General features: G+C 62.5%; 16 protein-coding genes. 8 read left to right on the top strand and 8 right to left on the bottom strand.

Annotation, left to right across the window (positions count from 1 at the left end):
* Positions 1-1,503 (bottom strand): MFS transporter, encoded by a 1,503-nt coding sequence (locus ACPPVP_RS02925; RefSeq protein ID WP_426531136.1) that lies wholly within the window; start codon positions 1,501-1,503, stop codon positions 1-3.
* 302 nt (positions 1,504-1,805) lie between these two features.
* Here ACPPVP_RS02925 and ACPPVP_RS02920 point away from each other — a divergent pair, with 302 nt between their 5' ends.
* The gene (locus ACPPVP_RS02920; RefSeq protein ID WP_426531134.1) at positions 1,806-2,243 is read left to right on the top strand and encodes a hypothetical protein; all 438 of its coding nucleotides are present in this window, start codon (positions 1,806-1,808) and stop codon (positions 2,241-2,243) included.
* A gap of 38 nt (positions 2,244-2,281) precedes the next feature.
* Entirely contained in the window at positions 2,282-3,037 is a 756-nt protein-coding gene (locus tag ACPPVP_RS02915) for a F0F1 ATP synthase subunit A (protein ID WP_426531132.1), read from the top strand.
* A 252-nt stretch (positions 3,038-3,289) separates the two neighbouring features.
* Here the strand turns inward: ACPPVP_RS02915 and ACPPVP_RS02910 are convergent, their stop codons facing one another.
* On the bottom strand, positions 3,290-5,326 hold the full coding sequence (locus ACPPVP_RS02910; RefSeq protein ID WP_426531130.1) for a methyl-accepting chemotaxis protein: 2,037 nt from the start codon (positions 5,324-5,326) through the stop codon (positions 3,290-3,292).
* Between the two features lie 429 nt (positions 5,327-5,755).
* Here ACPPVP_RS02910 and ACPPVP_RS02905 point away from each other — a divergent pair, with 429 nt between their 5' ends.
* From ACPPVP_RS02905 to ACPPVP_RS02890, 4 genes are all read left to right on the top strand, one after another.
* Positions 5,756-6,241: a (2Fe-2S)-binding protein gene (locus ACPPVP_RS02905; protein ID WP_426531129.1), complete on the top strand. Its 486-nt coding sequence runs from the start codon at positions 5,756-5,758 to the stop codon at positions 6,239-6,241.
* Positions 6,242-6,327: 86 nt separating this feature from the next.
* Positions 6,328-8,667, top strand: coding sequence for a xanthine dehydrogenase family protein molybdopterin-binding subunit (locus tag ACPPVP_RS02900; protein WP_426531127.1), 2,340 nt, complete (start codon positions 6,328-6,330; stop codon positions 8,665-8,667).
* 15 nt (positions 8,668-8,682) lie between these two features.
* A complete protein-coding gene (locus tag ACPPVP_RS02895; RefSeq protein ID WP_426531125.1) occupies positions 8,683-9,483 on the top strand; it encodes an FAD binding domain-containing protein in 801 nt (266 codons plus the stop codon).
* 160 nt (positions 9,484-9,643) lie between these two features.
* Positions 9,644-10,750, top strand: a complete 1,107-nt coding sequence (locus ACPPVP_RS02890) for a CaiB/BaiF CoA transferase family protein (RefSeq protein WP_426531123.1) — start codon at positions 9,644-9,646, stop codon at positions 10,748-10,750.
* 112 nt (positions 10,751-10,862) lie between these two features.
* On the opposite strand, the gene hppD is transcribed toward ACPPVP_RS02890, so the two are convergent.
* Positions 10,863-11,981 carry a 4-hydroxyphenylpyruvate dioxygenase gene (hppD, locus tag ACPPVP_RS02885; RefSeq protein ID WP_426531121.1) on the bottom strand — a complete coding sequence of 373 codons (1,119 nt, stop codon included), beginning with the start codon at positions 11,979-11,981 and terminating at the stop codon, positions 10,863-10,865.
* Positions 11,982-12,104: 123 nt separating this feature from the next.
* On the opposite strand from hppD, the gene ACPPVP_RS02880 reads away from it, so the two are divergent.
* Positions 12,105-12,578 (top strand): Lrp/AsnC family transcriptional regulator, encoded by a 474-nt coding sequence (locus tag ACPPVP_RS02880; protein WP_426531119.1) that lies wholly within the window; start codon positions 12,105-12,107, stop codon positions 12,576-12,578.
* A 227-nt stretch (positions 12,579-12,805) separates the two neighbouring features.
* Positions 12,806-13,117 (top strand): DUF1272 domain-containing protein, encoded by a 312-nt coding sequence (locus ACPPVP_RS02875; RefSeq protein WP_426531118.1) that lies wholly within the window; start codon positions 12,806-12,808, stop codon positions 13,115-13,117.
* 112 nt (positions 13,118-13,229) lie between these two features.
* Here ACPPVP_RS02875 and fahA read toward each other — a convergent pair whose 3' ends face one another.
* The 5 genes from fahA to ACPPVP_RS02850 form a co-directional block, all read right to left on the bottom strand.
* Positions 13,230-14,501, bottom strand: coding sequence for a fumarylacetoacetase (fahA, locus tag ACPPVP_RS02870; RefSeq protein WP_426531116.1), 1,272 nt, complete (start codon positions 14,499-14,501; stop codon positions 13,230-13,232).
* Positions 14,502-14,700: 199 nt separating this feature from the next.
* Positions 14,701-16,047, bottom strand: coding sequence for a homogentisate 1,2-dioxygenase (gene hmgA, locus ACPPVP_RS02865; protein ID WP_426531114.1), 1,347 nt, complete (start codon positions 16,045-16,047; stop codon positions 14,701-14,703).
* Between the two features lie 2 nt (positions 16,048-16,049).
* The gene (locus ACPPVP_RS02860; RefSeq protein WP_426531112.1) at positions 16,050-17,006 is read right to left on the bottom strand and encodes an MBL fold metallo-hydrolase; all 957 of its coding nucleotides are present in this window, start codon (positions 17,004-17,006) and stop codon (positions 16,050-16,052) included.
* A gap of 34 nt (positions 17,007-17,040) precedes the next feature.
* Positions 17,041-17,268, bottom strand: a complete 228-nt coding sequence (locus ACPPVP_RS02855; RefSeq protein ID WP_426531110.1) for a DUF2783 domain-containing protein — start codon at positions 17,266-17,268, stop codon at positions 17,041-17,043.
* A complete protein-coding gene (locus ACPPVP_RS02850; protein WP_426531108.1) occupies positions 17,268-18,890 on the bottom strand; it encodes an FAD-dependent oxidoreductase in 1,623 nt (540 codons plus the stop codon). The genes ACPPVP_RS02855 and ACPPVP_RS02850 overlap by 1 nt, the downstream gene beginning before the upstream one ends.
* Positions 18,891-19,009: the final 119 nt, after the last annotated feature.

Here is a 19,009-nt window from a genome sequence, read left to right as displayed (position 1 = left end):
CTACTCCACAAATGCGAGCGGCCGTGCGACAGATTCGAGCGACTTGCGCTCGGCCGCGATGGCATACCGCCACGCGACGGCGGCGGCCACGATCATCAAAGCCGACCCGAACAGGTAGCCGGCGAAGACGCTGTTGCGCGATCCGGTATCGACCAGGGCGCCGAACAGCGCCGGTCCCGCCACGCCGCCAATGCCGGTTCCGATCGCGTAGAACAGGGCAATGGCGAGCGCGCGCACCTCCAGCGGAAACGTCTCGCTGACGGTGAGATAGGCCGCGCTCGCCGCCGGCGAGGCAAAGAAGAAGATCACCATCCAGGCGATGGTCTGGGTCTGCGCGGTCAGAACGCCGATCGAGAACAGATAGCCCGACAGCGCGAGCAAGATGCCCGAGACACCGTAGGTCACGGTGATCATCATGCGCCGGCCCAGCGTATCGAACAGCCGGCCGAGCAGCAGCGGCCCCAGGAAGTTTCCAGCCGCGAACGGCAGGATGTACCAGCCGACATGGTTGGACGGAATGCCGAAGAAATCGGTCAGCACCAGCGCGAAGGTAAAGAAGATGGCGTTGTAAAAGAACGCCTGCGCGACCATCAGCACCAATCCGACCATCGAACGCGTCCGATAAGTCGTGAACAACGTATGCGCCACCTCTCCCAGCGGCGTGTGGCTGCGCATCTTCAGCCTGATCTTCGGGAACACCTCATCGGCCGGATGATCCGGATGTCGCGTCGACATCCTCTCGATGCCGTCGACGATCGCGTTCGCCTCCTTAGGCCGGCCATGGATCATCAGCCAGCGCGGGCTTTCCGGGATCCACATCCGCATCAGAAGGACGATCAGGCCGAGGCCGGCGCCGATGAAATAGGCTAGCCGCCAGCCGAGATCGGGAGCCAGCAGGCCAGGATCGAGCAGCACGATGGCAGCGACCGCGCCGATTGCCGCCCCGATCCAGAAGCTGCCGTTGATCACCAGATCGGTCCAGCCGCGATAGCGCGCCGGCACCAGTTCCTGGATCGTCGAATTGATCGCGGTGTATTCGCCGCCGATGCCAGCCCCGGTCAGGAAGCGAAACAGCGCGTAACTCGCCACGTTCCACGACAGCGCGGTGGCTGCGGTCGCGGTGAGATAGAGCGCGAGCGTGATGAAGAACAGTTTCTTGCGCCCGATGCGATCCGTCAGCCAGCCGAAACCGAGCGCGCCGAGCACCGCGCCCGCGAGATAGGCGCTGTTGGCGAGGCCGACATCGAAATTCGAAAATTGCAGCGTCGGGCTTTCCTTCAGCGCGCCCGACAAAGCACCCGCCAGCGTGACTTCGAGCCCGTCCAGAATCCAGGTGATGCCGAGCGCGGCCACGACGCGGGTATGAAAGCCGCCCCACCGCAGGGAATCGAGCCGCGCAGGAATGCTTGTCTCGATGACGCCATCGGTATGCTGGCTGGCCGTTGCGGAAATGGACGCACGCTTATCCACTGCCGCTCCTTGCCGTATTGCTGTCGCACCCATCGGTTTGGACCAATAAAAAACACCCCGGAACGCCCCAGCCCCAGGGTTTTCACGTCAAATTGCGGCAAACATGATGCCCGGCACCGAGATAACGCCCTCGGCGGATGGGGGTTCCGGGGGATTTGGGGCGGCGAAATTGCATAGCTTCCGCGTGCATGCGAGGCCATAACGCGACGCCCGCTTAAGCGTGGCGAGCCAAGCGATCCGTCATCCGACCTCCTGTACCGGTGCCTTGATCTATCTCAACATACGCACGCACAATTGGCCTGCACTTTGACGACTTCATCAAGTGCGGGAATGCGATGCGTCATCTGTTCAGTTCGGTGACATACATTTTTTTGACGTTTGCGGCATGGACGGCCATGGGCAGTCCATTGCTGGCAGATACGGCTACCTTGCGCGTTCTCTTCGGTACGGCCGGCATTGTCGTGGGGATCGGCAATGGCAAAGGGACGCTGACATTCCGGGGAAAAACGTATCCCTTCGAGGTTACAAGCGCGAGCTTCGGGGCAACGCTGACGCAGACTGTCAGTGCGCTGGAAGGGCGAGCGCTCAACTTGCATGCCCCCGAGGATCTCGCCGGCAACTACATCTCGCTTGGAGCGGGCGGGGCCCTGGCGGGAGGAGCAGGCGTCGCGCGGTTGCGTAACGCGAAAGGGGTTACCTTGGTGGTTCGCGGCCCCAAACTGGGTGTGGGGCTCTCGGTCAATTTGGCTCGTGTCACCATAACAATGATGTGACAGCAACTGCTGTTGTTGGTGGTCCGGAGGACCCGCGCATGACCCTCGATCCCATCCACCAGTTCAACATCAACAACATCTTCACGATTGGCCACATCGGCCGCCACACGGTCGCCTTCACCAACTCCTCAGTTTACATGTTGATCACGGTGGCGGTGATCTGCCTGCTGGCGGTTCGAGGCATGAAAGGCCGGCAATTGGTCCCCGGCCGTTTCCAGTCGGCCGCCGAGCTGAGCTACGTGTTTGTGGCTACCATGATCCGCTCCACCGCCGGCGAAGACGGAATGAAGTTTTTCGCACTGGTGTACTGCATCTTCATGTTCATCTTGGTCGCGAACCTGATCAGCATCATTCCCTACACCTTCACGGTAACAAGCCATATCATCGTTACGGCCTCGTTTGCGCTGCTCGTGTTCTTCACGGTGCTGATCTATGGCCTCTACAAAAACGGCTTGAAATTCTTCAGGATCTTCGTTCCCAGCGGCGTTCCGATGTACATTCTGCCGCTGGTCGTCGCGATCGAGATCATTTCCTTCCTGTCGCGGCCGCTTTCACACAGCGTCCGTCTGTTTGCCAACATGCTGGCCGGCCACATCACGCTGAAGGTGTTTGCGGGTTTCGTCGCCATGCTCGGCACTTCGCTTGGCACGATTGGCTGGATCGGCGGCATGGTGCCGCTGGCATTGACCGTTGCGCTGACCGCCCTCGAATTGCTGGTGGCATTTTTGCAGGCTTACGTCTTTGCGATTCTGACCTGCATCTATCTCAACGATGCGCTTCACGCGGGGCATTGAGAGATACGCGAGAACCGCGATAATTCGGCCTCCAGCGGCGAACTTGCACACGACCGCACGGCTGGAGCGCGCGAAGGTGGAGCTGAAGCACCAGTTCGGTAGGGAATGAAAATCTCCGGCCGTCATGCCCGCGAAGGCGGGCATCCAGTACGCCGCGGCTTCTCGGTCTATCACTACCGTCTCTGGAATACTGGATCATCCGCCTTCGCGGATGATGACACCATATCTTGTTTGCGCGATCGGATTACGAGCTCACGCCGCCCTGATGTTCGCCATGAAGCGATCGAGCTCTTCGCGCAGCCGCGTGCTTTCGCTCGACAGGCTGCGCGCCGAATTCAGCACTTCCTCGGAAGCCGAGCCGGTTTCGGTCGCACCGCGATTGACGTGCATGACATTCGTCGCCGCTTCTTGCGTGCCTTGCGCGACGTTCTGGACGCTGCGCGCGATCTCCTGCGTCGCCGAGCTCTGCTGCTCGACGGCGCTCGCGATCGTCGAGGCGATGTCGGAGATTTTTCCGATGGTGCCGCCGATCTCCTTGATCGCGGCGACCGATTCCTGCGTCGCGCCCTGCATGCCCGAGATGTGATTGGAAATCTCGTCGGTCGCTTTCGCGGTCTGGCTGGCGAGCGATTTCACTTCCGACGCCACCACGGCAAAGCCGCGGCCGGCATCGCCGGCGCGGGCCGCCTCGATGGTGGCGTTCAGCGCGAGCAGATTGGTCTGCTCGGCAATAGCGGTGATCAGCTTGACGACATCGCCAATCTCCTGCGCGGCGCGCGACAGTTTTCCGATCCGTCCGTCGGTCTGTTCGGCCTGGCGCACGGCGGCCTGCGCGATCTCGCTGCTTTCCTTGACGCGTCGCCCGATCTCGTCGACGGACGCTGACAATTCTTCGGTCGCCGATGCCACCGACTGCATGTTGGTGGAAGCTTCTTCCGAGGCGCCGGCAACCTGGCTCGACAGGCTCTGGGTGGTCTCCGCGGTCCGCGTCAGGGTGCCTGCGGCTGCTTCAAGCTGCACGGCCGACGACGATACGTTGGCGACGATGGCGCCGACCGCGGTCTCAAACTCGTCGGCGAAGCGAATCAGTTCGGCGCGCCGCGCCTCGCTCGCCGCCTTGTTCTGCGCTTCCTGGGTGGCGGCGTCACGCTCGGCGCGGGCGATGGCCTGCACCTTGAACTCCTCGACCGCGCCTGCCATCTCGCCCAGTTCGTCCCTGCGGCCAAGACCAGGAAGCACGACTTCGAAATTGCCGGCGGCGAGCTTGCGCATCGCATTGCACATCGCCGTCATCGGTCGGGATATGCCCTTGCCGAGGAAGAACGCCCAGACGCAGCCGAGCAGAAATCCGCCCGCCGCGAGGATCAGGATCAGCCGTTCGGTCTCGCCGATGGTGGCGTCCGACTCGGCTTCGAGCCGCTTCTGATCGGCCAGCAGGTCCGATTTCATGGCGGCCGACGCCTTGTTGATCTCGGCCGCCGTCTCCGTCATCTCCTGGATCAATCCCTCGATCTCCTTGGCATTGCCGACCAGCAAGGCGAGCGAACGGCGGTATTCCTCCAGCATGCCGGAGACTTCCTTGATGCCATCCACGATCCTTGGGTTGGTGGTCGAGATCGCCTTCAGCGCGTTCTCGACGAATTTCAGGCGCGCCAATGCGCTGGTGGCGACCGACTGGTCGGAATTGACCACAAAGGTATTGGCAAGCGCGGTCGCCGCCTGGAACTGTTCGGTCACCTTCTTGGCGCCGAGCGTGATCAGGGGCATCTCTTCATCTTCGGCATTGCTGGGGAGGTCGTCGAGCTTGTAGCGCAGCGAGTTGCCGGTGCGTACGAGCTGGTTCTGCGCGATGCGCGCGCTGTCCTCCTTGACCTTGAGCATGTCGGCGAAAATCTTGGTGAAGGTGCGGAATTCCCGCTCCAGCTTCGCGATCTGCTCGAGCCGTGGCCGGTCGGTGGTGCCCTTCATGGAGACCAGGATCGCCTCTTTCAGGCGCGCCTCGGCCTCCAGCGCGGCCCTGCCGTCCTCTTCCTTGCCGGTCACCACGAAATAGCGGGCCAGCGCACGGTAGGAGATCAGTTCGCGATCGATGTCGCGCGACAGGTCCGCCTCCTGCACGCTGCGCCGGTAGGAATCCACGCCGTCGGAAACACGCTCGAATCCGAGATAGGCAAATCCCATGCTGGCGGCCGAAATCGCCAGCACGACGGCAAAGCCGAGCACGATCTTGGCGCGGAACCGCAGGGTTGGGAGTCTGAAGGACGCGCCGCTAAGCTTCTGGAATCGCACGTTGCCCCCCGTTTTCGTTCTGAAAACCAGGCATCGGGGCCCCAACCCCAACGCGGTGCGCAAACTTAAGGCACAATGGATAAGGGTACGTAAATACGGGCAAAAGCGGCAAGGGAGCGCTCTTTTATCCTCCCCTGGAGGGGGAGGATCGGTTCGCATGACATGCGAACCGAGGTGGGGTGACGGTCTCTCAGCTCGGGCACTGTTGGACGCGGAGAGACCTTCACCCCACCCCGTCTCACATTTCGCTGCGCTCCATGTGAGCCGACCCTCCCCCTCCAGGGGAGGGTAAGCAAAGTGCCGCCTCGCGAGTCGCGGCAACACCATCGATGACTTCACAATGACCCGCCCGACCAAAATCCTAGTTGCAAGTTGCTGCTCCGCTGTTTCTAATTGGAATAATTACAAAACATCGGGGAGGTACTACGCGTGTCTACAGTCAAATTGACCGTGAACGGCAAAGCCGTGTCGGCCGAAGTCGAGGACCGGACGCTTCTGGTCCATCTCCTGCGCGAAAATCTGAACCTTACCGGCACCCATGTCGGCTGCGACACCAGCCAATGCGGCGCCTGCGTCGTCCATATCGACGGCCGGGCGGTAAAGTCCTGCACCGTGCTGGCCGGCCAGGCGGCGGGCTCGAACGTCACCACCATCGAAGGCATTGCCAAAGGCGACGAACTGCACCCGATGCAGGCGGCGTTCCGCGACAATCACGGCCTGCAGTGCGGTTACTGCACCCCGGGCATGATCATGTCGGCGATCGATATTGTGCACCGCCACAGCGGCAATCTCGACGAAGAGACCGTTCGGCAGGAACTCGAAGGCAACATCTGCCGCTGCACCGGCTACCACAACATCGTCAAATCGGTGCTCGATGCGGCCGGGCGCATGAAGGTTTCGCAGGCGGCGGAATAGACGTCATCGGCCAGCAATTTTTCGAATTCGACACCGCGTTTCGATGGAAATGGCGGAAACAATAACTCCGGTTGGGAGGACAGGACATGGGCGTTGAAGGCATTGGCGCAAGCGTTGTGCGCAAGGAAGACCGCCGTTTCATTACCGGCAAGGGCCGCTACGTCGACGATATCAAGCTGATGGGCATGACCCACGCGCATTTCGTCCGCAGCCCGCATGCGCATGCCAAGATCAAGAGTGTGGACACTGCAGAGGCGATGAAGATGCCGGGCGTGGTCGGCGTGCTGACCGGCCAGCAGATCGTCGACGACAAGATCGGCAACCTCATTTGCGGCTGGGCCATCACCTCCAAGGACGGCACAGGCATGAAGATGGGCGCATGGCCGGCGATGGCGCCGGAGATCGTGCGCTTCGTCGGCCAGGCGGTCGCGGTGGTGATCGCCGAGACCAAGAACCAGGCCAAGGACGCGGCCGAGGCCGTGGTCGTCAACTACGAGGAATTGCCCGCCGCATCGGACATTCGCGCCGCGATCAAGCCGGGCGCGCCGCAGTTGCACCCGGAAGCCCCGGGCAATGTGATCTACGACTGGACCATCGGCGAGGAAGCCGCGACCGACGCGGCCTTCAAGGCGGCGGCCAACGTCGTATCGCTCGACATCACCAACAACCGCCTGGTTCCGAACGCGATGGAGCCGCGCGCGGCGATTGCCGAATATAACGAGCCGGAAGAGCACTTTACGCTCTACACGACCTCGCAGAATCCGCATGTCGCCCGCCTCGTGCTGTCGGCGTTCTACAACATCGCCCAGGAGCACAAGCTGCGCGTGGTGGCGCCCGACGTCGGCGGCGGCTTTGGCTCAAAGATCTTCATCTATCCCGAAGAAATGGTGGCGTTGTGGGCCTCCAAGAAGGTCGGCCGTCCCGTGAAGTGGACCGGCGACCGCACCGAAGCCTTTTTGACCGACGCGCACGGCCGCGACCACCTCACCAAGGCGGAAATGGCGTTCGACAAGGACAACAAGGTCACCGGGCTACGGGTAAAAACCTACGCCAATCTCGGCGCCTATATGTCGCTGTTCTCGTCCTCAGTGCCGACCTATCTCTACGCGACGCTGCTGTCGGGCCAGTACAACATCCCCAACATCTTCGCCGAAGTGATCAGCGTCTACACCAACACGGTGCCGGTCGACGCCTATCGTGGCGCGGGCCGCCCCGAAGCCAGCTTCGTGGTGGAACGCCTGATGGAAACGGCGGCACGGCAGTTGAAGGTCGATCCGGCCGAACTGCGCCGCAAGAATTTCATCACGCAGTTTCCGCATCAGACGCCCGTCATCATGGCCTATGACATCGGCGATTTCGGCGCCTCCCTCGACTCCGCGATGAAGGCGATCGATTACGCCGGCTTCCCGGCGCGCAAGGCGAAAGCTAAGTCCGAAGGCAAGCTCCGCGGCCTCGGCGTCTCCTGCTACATCGAGGCGTGCGGTATCGCGCCGTCGAAGGCGGTCGGCAGCCTCGGCGCCGGCGTGGGACTGTGGGAATCGGCGGAGGTGCGCGTCAATCCGGTCGGCACGATCGAAGTGCTGACCGGATCGCACAGCCACGGCCAGGGTCATGAGACGACCTTCTGCCAGCTCATCGCCGAACGGCTCGGCATTCCGATCAGCCAGGTGCAGATCGTCCATGGCGACACTGATAAAGTGCAGTTCGGCATGGGCACCTATGGCTCGCGCTCGGCGGCCGTCGGCCTCACCGCAATCCTGAAGGCAATGGAAAAGGTCGAAGCCAAGGCCAAGAAGATCGCAGCCCATCAGCTCGAAGCGTCCGAAAACGACATCGTCATCGAGAACGGCGAGTTCAAGGTCACCGGCACCGACAAGTCGATCGCGCTGCCGATGGTCGCCCTCGCCGCCTACACCGCGCACAACCTGCCTGACGGTATGGAGCCGGGCCTGAAGGAAGGCGCGTTCTACGATCCGACCAACTTCACCTTCCCGGCCGGCTCCTACATCTGTGAAATGGAAGTCGATAGCGCCACCGGCAAGAGCACCTTCGTCAACTTCGTGGCGGCGGATGATTTCGGACGGCTGATCAACCCGATGATCGTCGAAGGCCAGGTCCACGGCGGCCTTGCCCAGGGCATCGGGCAGGCGCTGCTGGAGGGCGCGGTTTATGATAGCTCGGGCCAGCTCCTGACGGCATCGTTCATGGACTACGCCATGCCGCGGTCCGACGACCTGCCCTCCTTCAAACTGTCGCACACCACGACGCTGTGTCCGGGCAATCCGCTCGGCGTCAAGGGTTGCGGCGAAGCGGGCGCGATCGGCGCATCGGCTGCGGTCATCAACGCCATCACGGATGCGATCGGCAATAACAACCTCGAAATGCCCGCGACGCCGGATCGCGTCTGGCATGCGATTCACGGCTGAGACGGAGGACACATCATGTACCAGACAAATTATCACCGCCCCTCCTCGGTCGACGAAGCGGTTGCGATGTTCGGCAAGGGTTCGGACGCAAAGTATCTCGCGGGCGGCCACACCCTGATCCCGGTCATGAAGCAGCGGCTGGCCGCTCCGACAGACGTGATCGATCTCGGCAAGATCAAGGAGCTTGTCGGCATCGAATCTTCAGGCGACACGCTGACCATCAAGGCGGCCACGACCTATTTCGACATCATGCAAAGCGCTGACGTGAAAAAGTCGATCCCGGCGATCGCCTACCTCACCTCGGTGCTCGGCGACCCCGCCGTGCGCCATCGCGGCACGATCGGCGGCTCGATCGCCAACAACGACCCGGCCGCGGATTTTCCCGCGGCCCTGGTTTCGCTTGGCGCCACCGTGAAGACCAACAAGCGCTCGATTTCGGCGGACGACTTCTTCAAGGGCCTGTTCACCACGGCGCTCGACGATGGCGAGATCATCACCGCGGTCTCGTTCCCGATTCCGGCGAAGGCGGGCTATGCCAAGTTTCGCCACCCTGCCTCGCGCTTCGCGCTGACCGGCGTGTTCGTGACCAAGACCAAGGCAGGTGACGTCAGGGTTGCGGCAACCGGCGCCTCGCAAGACGGCGTGATGCGGGTGTCGGCGATCGAGGCGGCGCTGAAAGCCAACTGGTCGGCCGCGGCGATCGACGGCGTGAAGGTTTCCGCCAGCGGCTTAATGAGCGATATCCATGGAACGTCGGACTATCGCGCCAACCTGATCAAGGTGATGGCGCAGCGTGCGGTGACAGCGGCGGGCTGATAGCGCCTGAACACAACTTTCATGCGAGCGGCGCGCAGCAATGCGCGCCGCTTTCGTTTTTGACCAGATTTTCGGCAAAAGAAGCTTGCCACGCCCTCGCTTCGGCGGGACAATTTAGCTAATCAACTAATTAAGACGTTTCCTTTGGGAGAGAAAACAAGTGCTCGATAAACCAGCCGCCCAATCCGCCACCCGCGCCTCCGGCCCGCTCGCCGGCTTTCGCATCGTCGAATTCGCCGGCATCGGCCCGGGCCCGTTCGCCTGCATGCTGCTCGCCGACATGGGGGCCGAGGTCGTGACGCTCGACCGCGTCGGCGCCGGCAAGAACCTCAAGGCGGTCGCCGTGCGCGGCCGCAAGGTGATCGAGTTCGATCTGAAGGACAAGGCCGCCATTGCTCAGGTGCTCGACCTGCTCGCCGGTGCAGACGCGCTGATCGAAGGTTTCCGCCCCGGCGTGATGGAACGTCTTGGCCTCGGCCCGGATGTCGTGCTCGCGCGCAACCCAAAGCTGGTCTATGGCCGCATGACCGGCTGGGGCCAGGAAGGCCCGCTGGCAAACGCCGCCGGCCATGACATCAACTACATCTCGATAACAGGCGCGCTGGCCGCGATCGGCACCAAGGAGAAGCCGGTGCCGCCGCTCAACCTCGTCGGCGATTTCGGGGGTGGCGCGCTCTATCTCGTGGTCGGCGTACTTGCCGCCATGCTAGAAGCCTCGAAGTCCGGCAAGGGCCAGGTGGTGGACACTGCAATGTGCGATGGCGCGGCATCGCTGATGTCGATGTTCTTCGACATGCGCGCGAGCGGGCGCTGGACCGAGGGCCGCGACCAGAATTTTCTCGACGGCGGCGCGCATTTCTACGGTGTCTATGAATGCTCCTGCGGCAATTTCATCTCGATCGGCTCGATCGAACCGCAGTTCTACGCGCTGCTGCGCAAGCATGCCGATCTTGCCGACGCCGATTTCGACGCGCAGATGGACCGCAAGGCGTGGCCGACGCTGAAGGAAAAGCTGACGAAAGTCTTCAAGAGCAAGTCGCGCGCGGACTGGTGCAAGATCATGGAAGGCACCGACATCTGCTTCGCGCCGATCCTGACCATGGCGGAAGCGCCTGATCATCCGCACATGGCCGCGCGCAAGGTGTTTGTCGAGCGCCACGGCGTGACGCAGCCGGCGCCGGCGCCGCGGTTTTCGCGGACGCCGTCCGCGATCCGCGAGCCCGAGGTGGCGAAGATCGGCGACGTCACGAATGCGTGGAAGCGGTAGGATAATCTCGATGCCGTAGGGTGGGCAAAGGCGCGCAAGCGCCGTGCCCACCATCTATCACCGATCGCGCTGCTCGATGGTGGGCACGCTTCGCTTTGCCCACCCTACGAACCTACGCCGCGTTATCCACCTTCAGCACGCCTCTCCGAATCTGATCTTCCTCGATCGATTCGAACAGCGCCTTGAAATTGCCCTCGCCGAATCCATCGTCGCCCTTGCGCTGGATGAATTCGAAGAAGATCGGCCCGATCGCGTTCGCCGAGAAAATCTGCAGCAGCACTTTTGTCTGGCCGCCGTCGACGACGCCCTCGCCGTCAATGAGAATGCCGTTGCCCTGCAGGCGCGCGAGATCTTCGCCGTGCTGCGGCAGCCGCGCGTCGATTTTCTCGAAATAGGTCTCCGGCGGCGACGGCATGAACGGCAAGCCCGCGTCGCGCAGCGTCTCGACGGCTGCGTAGATGTCCCGCGCGCCGCAGGCGATGTGCTGGATGCCCTCGCCGCGATAGATGTTGAGATATTCCTCGATCTGCCCGGAATCGCCGGCGTCCTCGTTGATCGGAATCCGGATCTTGCCGTCCGGGCTGGTCAGGGCGCGTGAAAACAACCCGGAAGCGCGGCCCTCGATGTCGAAGAAGCGGATCTGGCGGAAGTTGAACAGCTTTTTGTAGAAGCCGGTCCAAACATCCATGCGGCCGCGATAGACGTTGTGGGTGAGGTGGTCGATGTAATAAAGCCCGGCGCCGGCGGGACGCGGGTCCCTGGCGTCAAGCCATTCGAACTCGATATCATAGGCCGATCCCTTGGCGCCGTAGCGATCGACGAAATAGAGTACACTGCCGCCGATGCCCTGGATGGCGGGAACGTCGAGCGTCTTCTGCGCGGAAGAGACATCGGCGGGCTCGGCACCGAGGGACAAAGCCCGCTCATAGGCCAGCTTCGCATCGACCACGCGAAACGCCATCGACGGCGCGCAAGGCCCATGCGCCGCGACGAAGCCATGGCCGTGGGTGCCGGGTTCTTCGTTGACGAGATAATTGATGTCGCCCTGGCGATAGACCGTGATCTTCTTGGTCTTGTGGCGGGCGACCGGCACGTAGCCCATCAGCTTGAACAGCGCGTGCAGCTCTTCAGGCTTCGGGTGGGCATACTCGACGAACTCAAAGCCGTCGGTGCCCATCGGATTGTCGGCGCTGATGGTGGCGGCCGGGGCGTCGTGCGGAAACGGACCCATGGCGGAATCTCCAGAAAATTGATCTGGATCAATATCGATCGAAATAGGTGCAATGTGTGTGCAAATGGGACCGTGTTCGGCTAACATGATGCACGATCTGTGCACAAAAGCGGTAATTCTCGCATGATCTCCGTAGACGCTTTCGACCTCAAAATGCTGGCCGCCCTGCAGGACGACGGCCGGCTGACCAACCAGCAGCTTGCCGACCTCGTCGGCCTGTCGGCCTCGCAATGCTCGCGGCGGCGGATGCGGCTGGAGGAAGAGAAGGTGATCGCCGGCTACCACGCCGACCTCGCCGGCGAGGCGCTCGGCTTCAACCTGATCGCCTTCATCCACATCACCCTGGCGACACATTCGCCCGACAACTCCAAGAAATTCCGTGCGCTGGTCAACCGCGTCGACGACATCCAGGAAGCCTATTCGCTGACCGGCGACGCCGATTACGTGTTGAAGGTGGTGCTGCGCGACCTCAAGGACCTCTCCGACCTCGTCAACAACGTGCTGATGCCGCACCAGAGCGTCGCCCATGTGCGCTCGTCGATCGTGCTCGACCGGCTGAAGGAGAGTGTGAGGTTGCCGCTGCGAGAACGGGTATGAGCGTGCTGAACCAGATGGGCGCGTCTTCGACACGCTCCTCACCATGAGGTTCTAAGACCTCATAGCTGCCAACATAAGGTTCTCAGACCTCATTCTGAGGAGCCGCGAAGCGGCGTCTCGATGGATGAAAGCCCCGCAGCAGCATGGCGCAATTCGAGGGAAATTTGGCATTCGCGGTTGCGGTTTGATTTGCGATGATGGACTGAATCACACCACGAGAGACCACCATGGCGCTGCAACTCCGGCCGAACTGCGAATATTGCGACAAGGACTTGCCGCCGAATGCGGCGGACGCGCGGATCTGCTCCTACGAATGCACGTTCTGCGCCGATTGCGTGGACAACAAGCTGCACAATGTCTGCCCGAACTGCGGCGGCGGTTTTGCGCCGCGGCCGATCCGTCCCGCGACAGAGCGGCGGCCGGGGGTGTGCGTCACCAAGCAGTTGCCGTCGGACAAGCGCGTGCATTTGAAATACAGCGTCGAGGATGTCGATGCGCATTGCGCGAGACTACGGGATATTCCGCCGCAGGAGCGGTGAAGCCAAAATGCCGTAGGGTGGGCAAAGCGACAGCGTGCCCACCATTCCGCAGCTTGCTCGACGATGGATGGTGGGCACGTCGCTCCGCGCCTTTACCCACCCTACGGCTCCGTCACGCCGCCGCCAAAATCGTCCCTTCGACCTCGCCGAAACCGACGCGATAGCCGTCGCCCTGGCACCAGCCGCGCATCACCAGCGAGTCGCCGTCTTCGAGGAACGTTCGTTTCACGCCGCCGGCCAATTCGACCGGCTCGGTGCCATTCCAGCTTATCTCCAACAAGCTGCCGCGCTGGTCCTTCTCCGGACCCGAGATGGTGCCGGACCCTAAGAGATCGCCGACATTCATGGCGCAGCCGCTTGAAGCGTGGTGCACGAGCTGCTGCACCGACGACCAGTACATGTATTTGAAGTTCGTCTGGCTGATATTCATGGCCTCGTTCATCTGCGCCGCGCGCAGGCCGACCTCGAGGGCCATGTCGTAATTGTTCGGCTGCACCTGCTGCAGATAAGGCAGCGGTTTTGGATCCTGCGCAGGGCCATGAAGACGGAACGGCTCCAGCGCCTCGCGCGTCACCACCCACGGGCTGATTGACGTTCCAAATGCCTTGGCCTGGAACGGCCCGAGCGGCACATACTCCCATTGCTGGATGTCGCGCGCGCTCCAGTCGTTCAGGATCACAAAACCGAAGATCATCTCTTCGGCCTGTTTTTCGGTGAGCATCTCGCCCATCGGCGATGCCTGTCCCACCACCACGCCCATTTCGAGTTCGAAATCGAGCCGCTTGCAGGGGCCAAAACTCGGCACCTCGGCGGTCGGCGGCTTCAACTGGCCGCGCGGACGGCGCACCGGGGTGCCGCTGACCACGACGGTGGAGGCGCGCCCGTTGTAGCCGATCGGCATATGCAGCCAGTTCGGCTGCAGCGCATTGTCCTTGCCGCGGAACATCACGCCGACATTGGTGGCGTGCTCCTTTGACGAATAGAAATCGGTGTAGCCGGAGACCGCGAATGGCAGATGCAGCTTCACATCCGCCATCGGCACCAGCGCGCGCTTGCGCAATTTTTCATTGTCGCGCAGTTCCGGGTGATCGTGCCGCAGCAGCTCGCTGATCCGCGCCCGCGTGCTCGACCAGGCTTTCGGCCCCAGCGCCATGAACGGGTTGAGTTGCGACGCGGCGAACACCCCGGGCTCGACGACATCGAACCGGCAATCCTGTGCTAGCTGCCAGAGATCGAGCACGTAACCGCCGATCGCGACGCCGATACGCGGAGCCAGCCCGTCCTTGGTGGAGAAGACGCCGTAAGGGAGATTCTGGATTGGGAAATGGGAATCGGGTGCGACGTCGATGAAGGAGCGGAGTTTGGGATCGTTGGGATGGGGCATGTTTTCCTCATGAGACGCAGCGGCGCCCTTGTTACCCTCCCCTGGAGGGGGAGGCTCGACGCTCCTGAAAGGAGCGGCGGGGTGGGGTGATCTCTCAACTCGGGTACTGTTCGCGAGGAGAGACCGTCACCCCACCCCGCTACGCATTCCGCTTCGCTGCATGCGTGGCGACCCTCCCCCTCCAGGGGAGGGTAGGAGATCACGGCTTGTTTGGATCGAACCGCTTCTCAAGGCCCTTCCAGCAATCCGCATAATCATCCTGCAGGGTCGCCGAATTCGCGGCATGCGCGGTCACGCGTTGCGGATACCGTGTCTCGAACATGAAGGCCATGGTGCCCGTCAGCTTCACCGGCTTCAATTCGCCATTGCTGGCGTGATCGAAGGCCTCGCGGTCGGGGCCGTGCGGCAGCATCATGTTGTGCAGCGAGATGCCGCCCGGCGTAAAGCCCTGCGGCTTGGCGTCGTAGACGCCGTAGATCAGGCCCATGAACTCCGACATGATGTTCATGTGATACCAGGGTGGACGGAACGTATTCTCCGCCACCATCCAACGCTCCGGGAAGATGACAAAATCGATGTTCGCAGTGCCGGCGGTTTCCGACGGCGCGGTCAAAACCGTGAAGATCGAGGGATCGGGATGATCGAAGCCGATGGCGCCGATCGGCGAGAAGGTGCGCAGGTCGTATTTGTAGGGCGCGTAATTGCCATGCCACGCCACCACGTCGATCGGCGAATGCGGCAGCGTGGTCTTGAACAGCGAGCCGCCCCATTTCACGTAGAGTTCGGTCGGCGTGTCCTTGTCCTCGTAGGCCGCAACAGGCGTCAGGAAGTCGCGCGAATTGGCGAGGCAGTTGGCGCCGATCGGCCCCCGCTCCGGCAGCGTGAACGCGCCACCGTAATTTTCGCAGAGATAGCCGCGCGCGGGCCCTGACGGAATCTCGACGCGGAACTTCACGCCGCGCGGGATAACGGCGATCTCGCCGGGCTCGATATCGATCCGGCCGAACTCGGTGACGAGACGCAGATTGCCCTGCTGGGCCACGAACATCATCTCGCCGTCGGCATTGTAAAAATGCTGATCGACCATCGATTTGGTGATGAGATAGACATGCGCGGCCATGCCGGCCTGGGTATTGGCATCACCTGCGGTGGTCATGGTCTGCACGCCCTGCAGGAACGTCATGTCCTCCTTCGGGATCGGCGCGGGATCCCAGCGCAGTTGCGCGATCGGCAGGTCGTATTCGTGGCACGGCGCGGTGCGCCACAGCCCGGCATCGGCTTTGGCAAAGCGCCCGGAATGCTTCACCGACGGGCGGATGCGATAAAGCCACGAGCGCTCGTTGCTGCCGCGCGGCGCGGTGAACGGCGAACCGGATAATTGCTCGGCATAGAGCCCGTAAGCGCAGCGCTGCGGCGAGTTGCGCCCCATCGGCAGTGCGCCCGGCAGCGCCTCGGTCTCAAAACTGTTGCCGAAGCCGGACATGTAGCCCGGCGTCAGCTGGGCGGAACTGCGAACGATCGCATCAGGCGAGGTATTGATATTCATGGTCATCCTCCTCCTTGCAGAGCGGCCCACATTTCCTGGTCGCGCTTGTCGGTCCAGATTACGGGGTCGTCGATCCCGGACGCCTCGTCGAACGCGCGCGAGACGTTGAACGGCAGGCAGTGCTCGTAGATCGCGAAGCTGGAGAACTTTGGATCCATCACCTCGCGCGTCGCGGCCATGGTCTCCTTTAGTGTGCGGCTCTTGGCGACCGAGCTTTCCGCCGCGCCATAGAGCGAGGTGACGAAGTCACGCGTCATCGCGATCGCGTCGCGCCCGGTCGAAAGGCCCTTCAGCGCATCGCCACGGCCCGGCGCGATCGCCTTGGGATTGAAGGCGCGGATTTCATTCAGCGTGGCCGGCCATTCGCGCAAATGCGCATCGCCGCAATAGCAGGCCGAGTGATACTCGATGAGATCGCCGGAGAACATCACTTCGGCATCCGGCACCCAGGCCACGATGTCGCCCGACGTGTGCCCGGCCCCGAGCTGCATCAGCCGCACCTCGCGTTTTCCCAGATAGATCGACATCTCGCCTTCAAAAGTCAGCGTCGGCCAGGTCAGGCCGGGAATGCTCTCGGCATCCTGGAACAGACGCGGAAAGCGGCCATACTCGGAATCCCAATCCTGCTGGCCGCGTTCCTCGATCAGCCGATGGGTTTCCGACGAGGCCACAATGCCCTGCGCCTTGTAGGCGGAAGCCCCCAGCACGCGCACCGCGTGATAATGCGACAGCACGACATATTTGATCGGCTTGTCGGTAACCGTGCGCACCCGCTCGATCACTTTATTCGCCATCGCCGGCGTCGACTGCGCGTCGAACACCAGGCAGCCATCGTCGCCGACAATGATCGCGGAGTTCGGGTCACCCTCGGCGGTGAACGCGTAGAGATCGGTGCCGATTTCGGAGAAGGTGATCTTCTTCTCCACCAGATCGGTCGTGGACGCGAAACCTTTGGCCATCAATTCGATTCCTGACTTCGTTCGAGACGTGGAATTACTGCTGCTGTTGTTGCTGTTGCTGGCCGGCATCGAGCATCCGCAGCTTGGCGAGCGCGATGGCCTCATGCAAAACGGCGATATCACCGATATGATTGGCGAGCACGAGAACCAGCGCGGCATCGAGATCGGCGCTCTGCTCGTCGCTCAAGCCCCGATGCGCCTCGACGATGGCGCGAAACGCATCGTCTGGCTTGGCAAAATTCGAGGCGGTCGATAGCACCATCACAAAACCTCAGGTGTGCCGGCGGCACGCGCCAGCGCGGCGTCGAGCCCCTCGCGGGTCAGATGCCGGAACCGCGCCGCGACATAGCCGTCGGGACGCAACAAATAGGCGGTGCCGGGTTCGGCATCGTAGCGTGCGGCGGCGAGGCCCGCGGCATCGGCAAAGCCATCCTTGCCGCCAATCCTGATCGCGCCCACTCCTTCAGGCAGCTCCGGCGCGGCACCATTGCTAAACTCCAGCAGCGTAAATCGCGCTCCGGCTTCGATGAAAGCATCGGTCAGGAACATCGGTTCGCCGCCCGGGCCTGCCACCAGCGCGTCCGCCATCGACGCACCGGGCCGCGGGCCGCCGCGCCACGCGTCGCCATCGGCGGTCGAGAGCGGCGTTTCGTAGATCGAGGGCGTCGAGAGACGTCCCGCATTCACCATGCGCTTGCCGAACTCGGTTTCCTTGGCGAGCGAGAGCACCGCCTTGCGCAGCCGCGCCTCCTGGTGGGAATTCGGCGCCATGAAATCGGTCGAGCGGGTGGACTCGCGGATGTTCTCATCAGCCGCCGCGCTGCGTTCGGTGTGATAGCTCTCCAGCAGCGCCTCCGGCGAAGTGCCCCGCAGCACCCGATCGAGCTTCCACGCCAAATTCTCGGCGTCCTCGAGCCCGGAATTGGCGCCGCGGGCGCCGAACGGCGAGACCTGGTGCGCGGCATCGCCGGCAAAGATCACCCGGCCATGGATGAACTTGTTCATCCGCCGGCACTGGAATTTGTACAGCGAGATCCATTCGAAATCGAACTTGTCGTGCCCGAGCATGCGGGCGATCCGCGGCCGCACGTTCTCCGGCAGCTTTTCGACCGAGGGATCGGCAAACCGATTGAGCTGCAGGTCGATCCGCCAGATGTCATCGGGCTGCTTGTGCAACAGCGCGGAGCGTCCGGCATGGAATGGCGGATCGAACCAGAACCAACGCTCGGTCGGAAACGCGGCCGTCATCTTGACGTCGGCGATCAGGAACTGATCCTCGAACACCTGACCTGCGAATTCCGCACCCACCATTTGCCGCAGCGACGAGCGCGCGCCGTCGCAGGCAATGACGTATTGCGCATTCAGGCGATACGGACCGTCAGGCGTCTGGATCGTCAAAGCCACGTGGTCGTTGCGCGGCTCGAGCCCCGTCACCTTGTTGCGCCAGCGCAGGTCGATGGCAGGAAGCTCGCCGACGCGATCGACCAGATAGGCCTCGGCATAGAATTGCTGCAGGTTGATGAAGGCCGGCCGTTTGTGGCCCTGCTCCGGCAGCAAATTGAACTGGTAGAGCTGCTGCTCGCCGTGAAAGATCTTGCCGACGCTCCACACCACGCCCTTGTCGACCATGCGCTGGCCGATGCCGAGCCGGTCCCAGAATTCGAGGGAGCGTTTGGAGAAGCAGATCGCCCGCGAGCCCTCGCCGATCCGGTCGGCATCGTCGAGCAGCACCACAGATTGCCCGCGCTGCGCCAGATCGATCGCCAGCGACAGTCCCACCGGACCGGCGCCGACCACGACGACTGCATGTTCGGCAACGCTCGCGCCCGCCCGATCCTGATCGGGGTGGCGGCGATAGCCGAACTGGGTTTTAGTCAGCGCCATAAGCTCAACCTTGTGACTGGCCAAGGGCGGGCGACCCTGCTAAATTAGTCGCATCTGCAACTATCTTAAACCCCGAGCCAGGCCCGGCGTCAACTCAAATTGGAGCGATTTTGCCAAAG

The sequence above is a fragment of the Bradyrhizobium sp. McL0615 genome (genome assembly GCF_049993905.1).
Classification (GTDB): domain Bacteria; phylum Pseudomonadota; class Alphaproteobacteria; order Rhizobiales; family Xanthobacteraceae; genus Bradyrhizobium.
This window is presented reverse-complemented; position numbering and strand designations above follow the sequence as displayed.

Bases quoted from the DNA above. Each gene is read 5' to 3' on its own strand.
- hmgA (WP_426531114.1), bottom strand. From the start codon at position 16,047: ATGAATATCAATACCTCGCCTGATGCGATCGTTCGCAGTTCCGCCCAG.
- ACPPVP_RS02915 (WP_426531132.1), top strand. From the start codon at position 2,282: ATGACCCTCGATCCCATCCACCAGTTCAACATCAACAACATCTTCACG.
- ACPPVP_RS02860 (WP_426531112.1), bottom strand. From the start codon at position 17,006: ATGGCCAAAGGTTTCGCGTCCACGACCGATCTGGTGGAGAAGAAGATC.
- ACPPVP_RS02925 (WP_426531136.1), bottom strand. From the start codon at position 1,503: ATGGGTGCGACAGCAATACGGCAAGGAGCGGCAGTGGATAAGCGTGCG.
- ACPPVP_RS02855 (WP_426531110.1), bottom strand. From the start codon at position 17,268: ATGGTGCTATCGACCGCCTCGAATTTTGCCAAGCCAGACGATGCGTTT.
- ACPPVP_RS02850 (WP_426531108.1), bottom strand. From the start codon at position 18,890: ATGGCGCTGACTAAAACCCAGTTCGGCTATCGCCGCCACCCCGATCAG.
- hppD (WP_426531121.1), bottom strand. From the start codon at position 11,981: ATGGGTCCGTTTCCGCACGACGCCCCGGCCGCCACCATCAGCGCCGAC.
- ACPPVP_RS02900 (WP_426531127.1), top strand. From the start codon at position 6,328: ATGGGCGTTGAAGGCATTGGCGCAAGCGTTGTGCGCAAGGAAGACCGC.
- ACPPVP_RS02920 (WP_426531134.1), top strand. From the start codon at position 1,806: ATGCGTCATCTGTTCAGTTCGGTGACATACATTTTTTTGACGTTTGCG.
- fahA (WP_426531116.1), bottom strand. From the start codon at position 14,501: ATGCCCCATCCCAACGATCCCAAACTCCGCTCCTTCATCGACGTCGCA.
- ACPPVP_RS02880 (WP_426531119.1), top strand. From the start codon at position 12,105: ATGATCTCCGTAGACGCTTTCGACCTCAAAATGCTGGCCGCCCTGCAG.
- ACPPVP_RS02875 (WP_426531118.1), top strand. From the start codon at position 12,806: ATGGCGCTGCAACTCCGGCCGAACTGCGAATATTGCGACAAGGACTTG.
- ACPPVP_RS02895 (WP_426531125.1), top strand. From the start codon at position 8,683: ATGTACCAGACAAATTATCACCGCCCCTCCTCGGTCGACGAAGCGGTT.